The 13,646-nt window shown below is 67.3% G+C and carries 13 protein-coding genes; 2 read left to right on the forward strand and 11 right to left on the reverse strand.

The features are described 5' to 3' along the window. Positions 1-4: 4 nt before the first annotated feature. Together corA and AC1RLW_RS24300 are read left to right on the forward strand one after the other, a co-directional pair. Positions 5-991: a magnesium/cobalt transporter CorA gene (gene corA / locus AC1RLW_RS24295; RefSeq protein WP_056584267.1), complete on the forward strand. Its 987-nt coding sequence runs from the start codon at positions 5-7 to the stop codon at positions 989-991. Positions 992-1,047: 56 nt separating this feature from the next. Continuing rightward, positions 1,048-1,800 carry a YoaK family protein gene (locus AC1RLW_RS24300; RefSeq protein ID WP_159273585.1) on the forward strand — a complete coding sequence of 251 codons (753 nt, stop codon included), beginning with the start codon at positions 1,048-1,050 and terminating at the stop codon, positions 1,798-1,800. Here the strand turns inward: AC1RLW_RS24300 and AC1RLW_RS24305 are convergent. The 11 genes from AC1RLW_RS24305 to AC1RLW_RS24355 form a co-directional block, all read right to left on the reverse strand. Further along, positions 1,706-2,581 carry a 5'-methylthioadenosine/adenosylhomocysteine nucleosidase gene (locus tag AC1RLW_RS24305; protein ID WP_493195449.1) on the reverse strand — a complete coding sequence of 292 codons (876 nt, stop codon included), beginning with the start codon at positions 2,579-2,581 and terminating at the stop codon, positions 1,706-1,708. The genes AC1RLW_RS24300 and AC1RLW_RS24305 overlap by 95 nt on opposite strands. Positions 2,582-2,584: 3 nt before the next feature. Further along, positions 2,585-4,216, reverse strand: coding sequence for an ABC transporter substrate-binding protein (locus AC1RLW_RS24310; RefSeq protein ID WP_070063394.1), 1,632 nt, complete (start codon positions 4,214-4,216; stop codon positions 2,585-2,587). A 39-nt stretch (positions 4,217-4,255) separates the two neighbouring features. Beyond that, positions 4,256-5,278, reverse strand: a complete 1,023-nt coding sequence (locus AC1RLW_RS24315) for a peptide ABC transporter ATP-binding protein (protein ID WP_493195450.1) — start codon at positions 5,276-5,278, stop codon at positions 4,256-4,258. Beyond that, entirely contained in the window at positions 5,275-6,300 is a 1,026-nt protein-coding gene (locus AC1RLW_RS24320) for an ABC transporter ATP-binding protein (RefSeq protein WP_493195451.1), read from the reverse strand. Before AC1RLW_RS24320 ends, AC1RLW_RS24315 begins: the two co-directional genes overlap by 4 nt. A 17-nt stretch (positions 6,301-6,317) precedes the next feature. After that, positions 6,318-7,226 (reverse strand): ABC transporter permease subunit, encoded by a 909-nt coding sequence (locus AC1RLW_RS24325; protein ID WP_493195452.1) that lies wholly within the window; start codon positions 7,224-7,226, stop codon positions 6,318-6,320. Positions 7,227-7,230: 4 nt separating this feature from the next. Further along, the gene (locus tag AC1RLW_RS24330) at positions 7,231-8,235 is read right to left on the reverse strand and encodes an ABC transporter permease subunit (protein WP_070063398.1); all 1,005 of its coding nucleotides are present in this window, start codon (positions 8,233-8,235) and stop codon (positions 7,231-7,233) included. 54 nt (positions 8,236-8,289) lie between these two features. Beyond that, positions 8,290-9,969, reverse strand: coding sequence for a long-chain-fatty-acid--CoA ligase (locus AC1RLW_RS24335; RefSeq protein WP_493195453.1), 1,680 nt, complete (start codon positions 9,967-9,969; stop codon positions 8,290-8,292). A gap of 100 nt (positions 9,970-10,069) precedes the next feature. Next, on the reverse strand, positions 10,070-11,569 hold the full coding sequence (locus tag AC1RLW_RS24340) for an NAD(P)(+) transhydrogenase (Re/Si-specific) subunit beta (RefSeq protein WP_307636118.1): 1,500 nt from the start codon (positions 11,567-11,569) through the stop codon (positions 10,070-10,072). After that, positions 11,566-11,895 (reverse strand): NAD(P) transhydrogenase subunit alpha part 2, encoded by a 330-nt coding sequence (locus AC1RLW_RS24345; RefSeq protein WP_062481510.1) that lies wholly within the window; start codon positions 11,893-11,895, stop codon positions 11,566-11,568. The genes AC1RLW_RS24340 and AC1RLW_RS24345 overlap by 4 nt, the downstream gene beginning before the upstream one ends. 49 nt (positions 11,896-11,944) lie before the next feature. Then, a complete protein-coding gene (gene panD / locus AC1RLW_RS24350) occupies positions 11,945-12,307 on the reverse strand; it encodes an aspartate 1-decarboxylase (RefSeq protein ID WP_062481508.1) in 363 nt (120 codons plus the stop codon). Positions 12,308-12,323: 16 nt separating this feature from the next. Further along, on the reverse strand, positions 12,324-13,454 hold the full coding sequence (locus AC1RLW_RS24355) for a Re/Si-specific NAD(P)(+) transhydrogenase subunit alpha (protein ID WP_139702225.1): 1,131 nt from the start codon (positions 13,452-13,454) through the stop codon (positions 12,324-12,326). Positions 13,455-13,646: the final 192 nt, after the last annotated feature.

The following is a 13,646-nucleotide window of genomic DNA, read 5'->3' on the forward strand; positions in this document are numbered from 1 at the left end:
GCCCATGCTCAACATCTTTACGCTCGCCAACGGCCGCCTCGTCCAGGAAGAGATCGAGTCGCTCGAAGAGCTCTCCAAGTTCCAGCCGATCTGGGTCGACCTCGAGTCGCCCACGCTCGAGGAAAAGCGCTGGATCAAGCAGTACTACGGCCTCTCGATTCCCGAAGACGCGATGGACGAGGACATCGAGGAATCGGCCCGCTTCTACGAGGAAGACAACGGCGAACTGCACATCCGCTCCGACTTCTTGATCGACGACGACGAAGACCCGCGCACGGTGCGCGTCGCCTTCATCCTGAACCAGCACAACACCGACCTGCGCAGCCGCGGCGTGCTGTTCTCGATCCACGACGAAGACGTGCCCGTGTTCCGCCTGCTGCGCATGCGCGCACGCCGCGCGCCGGGGCTGATCGAAGACGCCAAGGAAGTGATGCTCAAGCTCTTCGACGCCGACGCCGAGTACTCGGCCGACACGCTGGAGAACATCTACGACGAGCTCGAGGTGGCGGGCAAGAAGGTGCTGTCGGGCAACGTCAGCGACGAGCTGGCCGGCGAGGTGCTCGGCGCCATCGCGCGCCAGGAAGACTTGAACGGCCGCATCCGTCGCAACGTGATGGACACGCGCCGCGCCGTGAGCTTCATGATGCGCAGCAAGATGCTCAACGCCGAGCAGTTCGAGGAGGCGCGGCAGATCCTGCGCGACATCGAGTCGCTGGACAACCACACGGCCTTCCTCTTCGACAAGATCAACTTCCTGATGGATGCGACCGTCGGTTTCATCAACATCAACCAGAACAAGACCATCAAGATCTTCTCGGTGGCCAGCGTCGCGCTGCTGCCGCCCACGCTGATCGCGAGCATCTACGGCATGAACTTCAAGTTCATGCCCGAGCTCGACTGGGCCATGGGCTACCCCTACGCCATCGCGCTGATGGCCGCGAGCGCGCTGGTGCCGATGTGGTACTTCCGCCGGCGCGGCTGGCTCAAGTAGCTCTTCACACTGGGTGCTAGAGTGGCTGTCGGCAGGCAGCTGACCTGGAGAGCCCCGTGCGCAGACTTCGTTTCCTCACCAACCGCCACCGCGCGCCGTCGACGAACACCGCGCTCGGACTGCTGCTGGCCTTCAACGCCGGCGCCATCAATGCGGGCGGCTTCCTCGTGCTGCACATGTACACCTCGCACATGACCGGCTTCGCCTCGCAGCTGGCGGACGGCATGGTGCTGGGCAACCTCACGCTGCTGCTGAACGCGCTGGGCGCGATCCTGGCGTTCGTGAGCGGCGCCGCGGTCTGCGCGGTGCTGGTGAACTGGGCGCGGCAGCACCGGCTGCATGGCGTGTACGCGCTGCCGCTGCTGCTGGAGGCCGCGCTGATGTTCCCGTTCGGGCTCGCCGGCGCCATCACGCTGACCTGGGCCACGCCGTTCGCTGTGCCGCTCACGGTGCTGCTGCTGTCGTTCATCATGGGCCTGCAGAACGCCGTGGCGTCGAAGACCTCGGGCGGCAGCACCCGCACCACCCACATGACCGGCAACATCACCGACGTGGGGATCGAGCTGGGCAAGATGCTCTACTGGAACCGGCGCGCGCCGTCCACGCCGCTGCCGGTGCGCCACGACCGCAGCCGACTGCGCCGCTGCGGCGGGCTGGTCGGCATGTTCGTGCTCGGCGGCGCCGTGGGCGCGCTGGGCTTCAAGCACGTGGGCTTTATCTGCGTCGTGCCGCTGGCCGCGCTGCTGCTGGCGCTGTCGATCCCGCCGCTGCTGCGCGACCTGCCGCAGCTGCGCCGGCTCGCGCCGTAGGCGGGTTCTTCAGGCCGCGGCGCGGCAGGGAGGCGAGCCAGGCGTCGACGAGCGCGAGGCTGTAGCGGCTCGCCACCTCGGCCACGAAGCGCGTGAAGTCGCCGTGCGCGGCATCGTCGGCGCGGTCCGAGATGGTCCGCAGCGCCCCGAAGGGCACGCCGTAGTCGTGGCAAGCCTGCGCCATCGCAGCGCCTTCCATCTCGACGGCGAGTGCGTCGGGCAGCGAACGCTGCAGGGCCCCGCACTCCGCGGTGGTCGACACGAAGCGGTCGCCGCTGATCAGCAGGCCGCGATGCACCCTCGGTGCACGCAGATGGAATTCATCGACCGCCTTCTGCCCCACCAGGCCCACCGGATCGCGCAGCGTGCCCTCGGCCACCGCCGCCAGCGCATCGCCGATGGCCGCATCGGCCGCGAAGCGCGAACGCCCCATCAGCGGCACCTCGTACTTCGGAAAGATCGGCGAGGCGTCCATGTCGTGCTGCAGCAGCTCGGTCGCCACGACCACGTCACCGACGTTCACGCCCGGCGCCAGTCCGCCCGCCACGCCGGTGAACACGATCGCCCGCACGCCGAAGCGCTCGAGCAGCACCGTGGCCGTGACCGCCGCCGCGACCTTGCCGATGCGCGACAGCACCGCGACCACGGGCTGGCCCTGCAGGTGGCCGACCCAGAAGTCGCGGCCAGCCACGCGCACGCGCTGCTCGTCGGGCATGCGCGCGAGGAGCGCACTGAGCTCCTCGTGCATGGCCGCGACGATGGCGATGGGCGCAGCGACCATGGCTTACTTGATGTCCACGCCGTAGAACGTGTGGCGGCCGAACGGGCTCAATTTGAAGTCGACGACCTCCTTGCGCACCGGCTTCAGCTGCACCGCATGCGCGATGGTGAACCACGGCGCCTGCTCCTTGAAGATGACCTGCGCCTTCTTGTAGAGCGCATCGCGCTCCGACTGCTTGGTCGCGCTCTTGGCCTTCACCACGAGGTCTTCATACGGCTGGTAGCAGAACTTCGAGATGTTGCTGCCGCTGGCCGACTTGGCCGAGGCGCAGCCCAGCAGGGTGTACATGAAGTTGTCCGGGTCGCCGTTGTCGCCGGTCCAGCCCAGCATGCCCATCTGGTGCTCGCCGGCCTGCAGGCGCTTGCGGTACTCGCCCCACTCGAAGCTCTTGATCTCGGCCTTGACGTTGATCTTGGCCAGGTCGGCCTGCATCAGCTCGGCGATGCGCTTGGCGTTCGGGTTGTACGGGCGCTGCACCGGCATGGCCCACAGGTCGGTGCTGAAGCCGTCGGGGAAGCCGGCCTGCGCCAGCAGCTTCTTGGCGGCTTCGGGGTCGTACGGGTCGTCCTTGACGGCATCGTTGTAGGACCACAGCGTCGGCGGAATCGGGTTCTTCGCCGCCACGCCGGTCGTGAGGTACACGCCGTCGATGATGGCCTTCTTGTTGATCGCCATGTTGATGGCCTTGCGCACGCGCACGTCGTCGAAGGGCTTCTTCGTCGTGTTGTACGAGAGGTAGCCCACGTTCAGGCCGGGCTGCTCCAGCACCTGCACGTTCGGGTCCTTGCGGATCGCATCGAGGTCGGCCGGGTTCGGGTACGGCATGACGTGGCACTCGCCCTTTTGCAGCTTGGCCCAGCGCACCGAGGCATCGGGCGTGATCGCGAACACGAGGTCGTCGATCTTGGCCTTGCCGCCCCAGTACTGCGGAAAGGCCTTGAAGCGGATGATCGCGTCCTTCTGGTACTGCACGAGGTAGAACGGGCCGGTGCCGACCGGGTCCTGGTCGACCTTCTCGGGCGTGCCGGCCTTCAGCATCGCGATGGCGTATTCCTTCGACTGGATGCCGGCGTACTGCATCGCCAGGTTGGCCAGGAACGGCGCCTCGGCCTGGTTGAGCGTGATCTTCACCGTGTGGTCGTCGATGCGGTCCACCGACTTCAGCAGCTTGGGCATGCCCATGTCGTTGAAGTAGGAGTGGTTCTGGCTCGTGACCTTGAAGAAGGGGTCGCTCTCCTTCCACTGGCGCTCGAGCATGAAGATGAAGTCGTCGGCGTTGAAGTCGCGCGTGGGCTTGAAGCTCTTGCTCGTGGTGTGCCACTTCACGCCCTTGCGCAGGTGGAAGGTGTACACGGTGCCGTCGGCCGAGATGTCCCATTTTTCGGCCAGGCCCGGCATCACCTTGGTGCCGCCGCGCTCGAACTCGACGATGGTGTTGTAGACCTGCGTGGTCACGTCGAAGGACGTGCCGGTGGTGTTCATGCCCGGATAGAAGTTTTCCGGGCTTCCTTCGGAGCAGTACACCAACGTCTTGGCTGACACGGCGCCGCAGGCCAGGGTAAGGGCCGTGAGCGCTGCCGGTGCCAGGAGCGCCAGCTTTTGTGAGCGGCGCGAAACGGAGGACTGGGTCTTCATGGGGACTCCTCGAGACAGGGTTGAAAAATTCGCAGCGTCTCAGGACGCGGCGAGCACGGGACCATCGGCGCGCACGGCCGGCGCGCCATCGAGAAACTGCTCGGCGTAGTGGCAGGCCACCAGCCGTTCGTCGAGCGCGCGCAGCGCGGGGCGCTCTTCGCGGCAGCGCGGCTGCACGTGCGGGCAGCGCGTGCTGAAGACGCAGCCCGAAGGCGGGTCCAGCGGCGACGGCAGCTCGCCCTTGAGCACGATGCGCTGGCTGCTCAGCCCTGGCGTCGAGGCCAGCAGCGCCTGCGTGTAGGGATGCAGCGGCCGCGCGAAGATGCGCGACTTGGGGCCCTGCTCCACCGCGTGGCCCAGGTACATCACGAGCACGTCGTGCGCGATGTGGCGCACCACGCCCAGGTCGTGCGAGATGAAGAGGTAGGCCAGGCCCAGCTCGGCCTGCAGGTCGGCCAGCAGGTTCAGCACCTGCGCCTGGATCGACACGTCGAGCGCCGACACCGGCTCGTCGGCCACCAGCAGGCGCGGCGACAGCATGAGCGCGCGCGCGATGGCGATGCGCTGGCGCTGGCCGCCCGAGAACATGTGCGGGTAGCGGTTGGCGTACTCGGGGCGCAGGCCGACGCGGGCCAGCATCTCGCGCGCGCGCTCGGCGCGCTCCGGCTTGCTCAGCGTGGTGTTGATGGCCAGCGGGTCTTCGAGCACCGCCGAGATCTTCTTGCGCGGGTTGAGCGAGCCGTACGGGTTCTGGAACACCAGCTGCACGGCCTGGCGCAGCTCGCGCCTGCGTTCATGCGGCGGGCTCACGGCATCGGCACCGATCAGCGTCAGCTGCCCGGCCGTGGGCTTCTCGATCAGCGCGACCATGCGCGCGAGCGTCGACTTGCCGCAGCCCGATTCGCCCACCACCGCGAGCGTGCGCCCGCGTTCGAGGCGGAACGAGATGTCGCCCACGGCGCGCAGCTGCGCCGGCGCGCGGAACAGCCCGCGCCGCACGGCGTAGGTGCGCTGCAGGTTGCGCGCCTCGGCGACGATCTCCGGTGGCGATGCGTCGCTCATGGCAGCACCTCCGCGATGGCCGCGCGCGACGGGTCGTGCGCGATGGCTTCGGCGCGCCCCGGCTCGCCGAGCGGAAAGTGGCAGCGCACCTCGGCGCCCTGCCACGCACGCAACGCCGGGCGCACCTGGCAGGCGCGCTCGGTGACGTAGCCGCAGCGCGGCGCGAACAGGCAGCCCGCGGGCCGGTCGTGCACGCCGGGCACCACGCCGCTGATGGTGGCGAGCCGGCCCTCGGGCGCGGCACGCTCGGGCAGCGCCGCGAGCAGCGCCTCGGTGTAGGGATGCTGCGGCGATGCGAAGAGGCGGTCGACGCGCTGGTGCTCCATCACCTGCCCCGCGTACATCACGGCGATGCGCTGCGCCATCTCGCTGACCACGCCCATGTTGTGCGTGATGAGCACGAGTGCCATGCCGCGCTCCTTCTGCAGGTCGCGCAGCAGGTCGAGGATCTGCGCCTGGATGGTCACGTCGAGCGCGGTGGTCGGCTCGTCGGCAATCAGCAGGCGCGGGTTGCAGGCGATGGCCATCGCGATCATCACGCGCTGGTTCATGCCGCCCGAGAGCTGGTGCGGGTAGCTGCCCAGGCGCGACGAGGCGGCGGGGATGCCGACCTGTTCGAGCAGTTCGGTCGCACGCTTCTTCGCTTCGCGCTTGTCGAGCTTCAGGTGCAGGCGCAGCGTTTCCATCAGCTGGAAGCCGATGGTGAAGCAGGGGTTGAGGCTGGTGGTCGGCTCCTGGAAGATCATCGCGACCTCCTTGCCGACCAGCGTGCGGCGCGCCTTGTCGGAGATGCCGAGCAAGTCCTTGCCTGCAAAGCGCATGTGATCGGCGCGCACGCGGCCCGGAAAGCCGACGAGGCCCATGAGCGCCATCATCGTGACGCTCTTGCCCGAACCCGATTCGCCGACGATGCCGAGCACCTCGCCCTCTTCGAGCGTGAGGCTCACGCCGTCGACGGCGTGCAGCACGCCGCCTTGCGTGGGGAACTCGACGTGCAGGTCCTTGATGTCCAGCAAAGGCATCTGTGCTCTCCTTTGCGTCAGCGCTTGAGCTTGGGGTCGAGCGCATCGCGCAGCCCGTCGCCCAGCAGGTTGAAGGCCAGCACGGCCGCAAGGATGGCGAGCCCCGGGAAGGTCACGACCCACCATGCGCGCAGCACGAACTCGCGCGCATCCGCCAGCATCGTGCCCCACTCGGGCGACGGCGGCTGTGCGCCCAGGCCGATGAAGCCGAGCGCCGCCGCGTCGAGGATGGCGGTCGAGACGCCCAGCGAGGCCTGCACGATCAGCGGCGCCGAACAGTTGGGCAGCACCTCGCGGAACATCAGGCGCAGCGTGCTGGCGCCGCTCACGCGCGCCGCGGTCACGTAGTCGCGCGAGACCTCGGCGATGACCGTGGCGCGCGTGATGCGCACGTAGTGCGGCAGCACCACGATGGCCACCGCGAGCATGGCATTGACGAGCCCCGGCCCGAGGATCGCGACGATCACGATGGCCATCAGCAGGCTGGGCATCGTGAGGATGATGTCCATCATCCGCATGATCGCGATCTCCAGCGCGCCGCGGAAGAAGCCGGCGACGAGCCCGAGCACCACGCCCACCACCACCGACAGCGCCACCACCGCGACGCCGATCGACAGCGACAGCCGCGCGCCATGCATGAGCCGCGACAGGATGTCGCGACCGATGGCGTCCGTTCCCAGCAGGTAGGTCCACGAGCCGCCCTCCTGCCAGGCCGGCGGCTTGAGGAACGCGGCGGCGTTGGTTTCGTTCGGTGCATGCGGCGCGATCCACGGTGCGAACAGCGCCACCAGCAACAGCACCACGATGGTGACCAGACCGATGACCGCGCCCCGGTTCGCCGAGAAGGCGGTCCAGAACTCGCGCCAGGGACCGGGAGGCGCCGAGGCCTGCGAGCTGGGGGGGACTGCGTGGGTGTTGCTCGTCATCGACTCAATGCCTGATCCGCGGGTTGATGACGCCGTAGGCGATGTCCACCAGCAGGTTGAGCAGCATCACGATGCCGCCCAGCAGCAGCATGCCGCCCTGCAGCACCGGGTAGTCGCGCCGGCCGATGGCCTCGATGAGCCACTTGCCGACGCCGGGCCAGGAGAAGATGGTCTCGGTGAGGATCGCGCCGGTGAAGAGCACGCCGATCTGCAGGCCGATCACCGTGACGACCGGAATCAGCGCGTTGCGCAGCGCATGCAGGCCCACCACGCGAAAGCGCGACAGGCCCTTGGCGCGCGCGGTGCGGATGTAGTCCTCGCCCAGCACCTCGAGCATGGCCGAGCGCGTCATGCGCGCGATGACGGCCAGCGGCACGGTGCCCAGCACGATGGCCGGAAGAATGAGATGGTGCAGCGCCGACCAGAAGGCCTCGGTCTCGCCGGCACGCAGCGCGTCGATCAGCAAAAAGCCGGTCTGCGGCTCGACGAAGTACTGCACCGAGATGCGGCCCGACACCGGCGTCCAGCCCAGCTGCACCGAGAAGAACAGGATCAGCAGCAGGCCCCACCAGAAGATCGGCATCGAGTAGCCGGTGAGCGACGTGGCCATCACGCCGTGGTCGAAGATGGAGTTGCGCCGCACCGCCGCGACGATGCCGGCCGGCAGCCCGAGCAACAGCGCGAAAAGAATCGCGCACACGCCGAGCTCGACGGTGGCCGGAAAGAGCGCGAGGAACTCGCTCATCACGGTGTCCTGCGTGATGAGCGACTTGCCCAGGTCGCCCTGCAGCACGCGGCCGATGTAGATGCCGTATTGCACGAGCAGGGGCTTGTCCAGGCCCATGGCGGTGCGCAGCTCGGCGTGGCGCGCGGGGTCGATGCCGCGCTCGCCGGCCATCGTCTCGATGGGGTCACCCGGCACCAGCCGGATGAGAAAGAAGGCCAGCAGCGTCATGCCGATGAAAGTCGGCACGAGCAAGCCTAGACGAACGTAAATGAATCTGAGCATCGACCCGCGAATATGCAAGATCGATGCCCCGGCCCCACCCGGGCGGAACCCTTACTACTTCTTGCTATCCCGCAGTTCACGCCGCAGGATCTTGCCCACCGGGGTCTTGGGCATGTCGGTGCGGAACTCGATCACGCGCGGCTGCTTGTAGCCCGTGAGGTTGGCGCGGCAGTACTCGCGCACCTGCGCTTCGGTGAGCGACTCGTCCTTCTTGACGATGACGAGCTTCACGGCCTCGCCGGTCTTGTCGTCCGGCACGCCGACCGCGGCGCATTCGAGCACGCCGGGCAGCATCGCCACCACGTCCTCGATCTCGTTCGGGTACACGTTGAAGCCCGACACCAGGATCATGTCCTTCTTGCGGTCGACCACCTTGAAGTAGCCGCGCTCGTCGACCACGCCGATGTCGCCGCTCTTGAAGTAGCCGTCGGGCGTCATGACCTTGGCGGTCTCGTCTGGGCGCTGCCAGTAGCCGGCCATGACCTGCGGGCCCTTGATGGCGATCTCGCCGCGCTCGCCGGTGGGCACTTCGTTGCCGTCGTCGTCGAGCAGCTTGAGCCAGGTGCTCGGCAGCGGCAGGCCGATGGTGCCGGTGTAGGCCGTGCTGTTGGTCGGGTTGCAGGTGGTCGAGGGCGAGGTTTCCGAGAGGCCGTAGCCTTCGCAGATGGGGCAGCCGGTTTTCTCGAGCCAGAGCTTGGCCACTGCGGCCTGTACCGCCATGCCGCCGCCGACCGAGACCTTCAGGTTCTTCCAGTTGACGGTGTTGAAGTCGGGGTGGTTCGCCAGCCCGTTGAACAGCGTGTTGACGGCCGGGAAGCTGTGGATGGTGTGCTTCGACAATTCCTTGAGCACGCCGGGAATGTCGCGCGGGTTCGGGATCAGGATCAGCTTGCCGCCCGTGCGCATGCTCAGCATCATGCCGACCGTGAACGCGAAGATGTGATACAGCGGCAGCGCGCACACGCTGGTGGGCTGCTCGTTGGCCGGCACCTTGGCCATGACGGGCTCGTTCCAGGCCTCGGACTGCAGCACGTTGGCGATCACGTTGCGATGCAGCAGCACCGCGCCCTTGGACACGCCGGTGGTGCCGCCGGTGTACTGCAGCACGGCCACGTCGTCGGGGCCGGTGGCCACGGGCTTGAGCGAACCGCCCGCGCCCTTGTCGAGCGCATCGTTGAAGCGCACGGCGCCCGGCAGGCTGAAGTGCGGCACCAGCTTCTTGACGTTGCGCACCACGTAGTTGACCAGCGCGCCCTTCAGGAAGCCGAGCCGGTCGCCCATGGAGGCCAGCACGATGTGCTTGATCGGCGTGCTCGCGATGCACTGCTGCAGCGTGGTGCCGAAGTTCTCCATGATGATGATCGCCTTGGCGCCCGAGTCCTTGAGCTGGTGCTCGAGCTCGCGCGGCGTGTACAACGGGTTCACGTTCACCAGGATCAGGCCGGCGCGCAGGATGGCCGCCACCGCGATCGGGTACTGCGGGCAGTTGGGCATCATCGCGGCGACGCGGTCGCCCTTCACGAGGCCCAGACCCTGCAGGTAAGACGCGAAGGCCTTGCTGAGCTTGTCGGTCTCGCCGTAGCTCACGTCCTTGCCCATGAAGCTGTAGGCCGTGCGGTCGGCGTACTTGGTGAAGCTCTCCTCCATGAGCGCCACCAGCGACGGGTAGTGCGACGCGTCGATGTCGGCGGGCACGCCTTGCGGGTAGCTGCTGAGCCAGGGGCGTTCGGTCATGGATGTGTCTCCTCGGAGTCGGATGAGTTTTTAAAAACGAAAACGGCGCACGTGAGGCGCCGCGACGATCAGGCCCGCATCGCGGGCACGGACCTTCGGCCTATTCGATGGCCTTGCCCATATCTTCCACTACTTTTTTCGCATCGCCAAAGACCATCATGGTCTTGTCCATGTAGAAGAGCTCGTTGTCCAGGCCCGCGTAGCCGGCGGCCATGGAGCGCTTGTTCACGATGACGGTCTTGGCCTTGTAGGCTTCCAGGATCGGCATGCCGTAGATCGGCGTGCCCTTGGTGAGCGCGGCCGGGTTCACCACGTCGTTGGCGCCCAGGATGATCGCCACGTCGGCCTGCGCGAACTCGCCATTGATGTCCTCCATCTCGAACACCTGGTCGTAGGGCACCTCGGCCTCGGCCAGCAGCACGTTCATGTGGCCCGGCATGCGGCCGGCCACGGGGTGGATGGCGTACTTCACCTTGACGCCCTTGTGCGTGAGCTTCTCGGCCAGTTCGTTCACGGCGTGCTGGGCGCGCGCCACGGCCAGGCCGTAGCCCGGCACGATGATCACCGTCTCGGCGTTGGACAGCATGTAGGCCGCGTCGTCGGCGCTGCCGCTCTTGACCGGGCGCTGCTCCTTGTCGCCGCTGGAGGCCGTGGTCGCCTCGCCGCCGAAGCCGCCCAGGATCACGTTGAAGAACGAGCGGTTCATGGCCTTGCACATGATGTAGCTCAGGATCGCGCCCGAAGAGCCCACCAGCGAACCGGCCACGATCAGCATCGCGTTGTTCAGGCTGAAGCCGATGCCGGCCGCCGCCCAGCCCGAGTAGCTGTTGAGCATCGACACCACCACCGGCATGTCGGCGCCGCCGATCGGGATGATGATGAGCACGCCCATCACGAAGGCCAGCGCCAGCATGGCGAAGAACGCCGGCCAGCTTTCGGTGGCCACGAACACCAGGCCCAGGGCGATGGTCGCCAGGCCCAGCACCAGGTTCAGCATGTGCTGGCCCGAGAACTGCACCGGCGCGCCCTGGAACAGGCGGAACTTGTACTTGCCCGAGAGCTTGCCGAAGGCGATGACCGAGCCGCTGAAGGTGATGGCGCCGATGGCCGCCCCCAGGAACAGCTCGAGCCGGTTGCCATAGGGAATGGCATGGCGCACGAAGCCCTCGAAGAGGACCGCGCCGTCGGGCGTGCGCGCACCGACGACAGCCGCCACGGGTGCGGCCGTGATGCCGAAGGCCCAGGGCTCGGCCACCGCGGCCACGCCGATGAACACCGCGGCCAGGCCGATCATGCTGTGCATGAAGGCGACCAGCTCGGGCATCTTGGTCATCTCGACCTTGTTGGCCATGAAGGCGCCCAGGCCGCCACCGACCACGACGGCGGCCAGCACCCAGGCGATGCCGGTGGTGAAGTCGACGTTGAGGGCGCGCGCCTGTCCGTGAACCAGCGCGATGGTGGTCAGCACGGCGATCGCCATGCCGGTCATGCCGAAGATGTTGCCGCGGATCGAAGTGGTGGGATGGGACAGGCCCTTCAGGGCCTGGATGAAGCAGACGCTGGCAACGAGGTACAGCAGCGTGACGAGGTTCATGCTCACTTGGCGGCTCCCTCAGCGGCCTTGGGGGCGGCCTTCTTGTCTTTCTTCTTGAACATCTCGAGCATCCGGCGCGTGACCAGGAAGCCGCCGAAGACGTTCACCGCGGCCAGCGCCACGGCGAGCACGCCCATGGTCTTGCCCAGCGGCGTGGTGGTGAGCGCGGCGGCCAGCATGGCGCCCACGATCACGATGGCCGAGATGGCGTTGGTCACGGCCATGAGCGGCGTGTGCAGCGCGGGCGTGACGGTCCAGACCACGTGGTAGCCGACGTAGATGGCCAGCACGAAGATGGTCAGGTTGATGACGGTGTGCGAAACGATTTCCATGGTGTTGTGTTCTCCTCGTTCGGTCTCTGTCTCTTGGTCCCGGGCTCTGTCAGAGCTTCTTGACTTCGTTGATGCGGTTGGCATCGCCAAGCAGCACCACCTTCGGCTTGTAGTCGGCGGCTTCGGCCTCGGTCATGGGGGCGTAGGTGCAGATGATGAGCAGGTCGCCCACATGCGCCTTGCGCGCCGCCGCGCCGTTGAGCGAGATGGCGCCCGAACCGCGCGCCGCCTTGATGATGTAGGTCGAGAAGCGCTCGCCGTTGTTGACGTTGTACAGCTCGATCTTTTCGTACTCGCGCATGTCGGCCGCGTCGAGCAGGTCTTCGTCGATGCCGCACGAGCCCTCGTAGTGCAGGTCGGCTTCGGTCACGGTGGCGCGATGCAGCTTCGCGCGGAGCATGGTGCGATTCATGGAAGGCAGCCTGCTCTTACTTGCGCGTGACCTGGCCGTCCTGCGTGACGCGGCAGGCGGCGACGATGTCGTCCTCGAGGTCGATCTTGAGCGCGCCTTCCTTCGTGACGACGAGCTTGAGGAAGTCGAGCACGTTGCGCGCATACAGCGCCGACGCGTCGGCCGCCACCAGCGCCGCGAGGTTGGTCTCGCCGACGATGGTCACGCCGTGCTTGACCACGGTCTTGTCGGCCTCCGACAGCGGGCAGTTGCCGCCGATGCCGTCGGCGCCCTTGCCGGCCGCGATGTCGACGATCACCGAGCCCGGCTTCATCGACTTGACCATGTCCTCGGTGACGAGGGTGGGCGCGGCGCGGCCCGGGATGAGCGCGGTGCTGATGACCACGTCGGCCAGCGCGACGCGCTTGGCGACCTCGGCCTGCTGGCGCGTGAGCCAGCTGGCGGGCATCGGGCGGGCGTAGCCGCCGACGCCTTCGGCCGCGTCCTTCTCTTCCTGCGTCTCGTAGGGCACGTCGATGAACTTGCCGCCCAGCGACTCGATCTGTTCCTTGACGCTCGGACGCACGTCCGAGGCCTCGATGACGGCGCCCAGGCGCTTGGCCGTGGCAATGGCCTGCAGGCCGGCCACGCCGACGCCCAGGATGACGACGCGCGCGGCCTTCACGGTGCCGGCGGCGGTCATCAACATGGGGAAGAAGCGCTGGTACCTGTCGGCCGCGATCATCACGGCCTTGTAGCCGGCGATGTTGGCCTGCGAGCTGAGCACGTCCATGCTCTGGGCGCGCGTGGTGCGCGGCGCGGCTTCGAGCGCGAAGCCCGTGACACCCGCGGCGGCCAGGCGCTGCAGGCCGGCCGCGTCGAAAGGATTGAGCATGCCGATGACGACCGCGCCGGCCTTCAGCTGCGCCGCTTCGGCGTCGCTGGGCGTGCGCACCTTGAGCACCATGTCGGCGGAGAGCGCCCCGGCCGCATCGGTGATCTCGGCGCCTGCCGTCTGGTACGCCGCGTCGGTGACGCTGGCTGCAATGCCGGCACCGGCCTGCACACGCACGGTATGCCCGGAGGCCACCAGTTTCTTCACCGTTTCGGGTGTAACGGCCACTCGGGTTTCGCCAGCCGCTGTCTCGGCAGGCACGCCTATCAACATAGAGTTCTCCTCAGGGGGAAGGGGCAGCACGGATTGCGGGCAGAGCTTACAGCAAGATTACAAGCGCACCTGTCGCCAGAATGCCGCGTTCTTTTTGCGTCTCAACGCCCGCAGGCACTGCACATGTAGCTATTTAATTGATAGCAAATTGGCGACCGGTGCGACCCCGGGGGAAACACGGGTGACCGCCGC

Source organism: Variovorax sp. GW822-FHT04A09, from assembly GCF_058801005.1.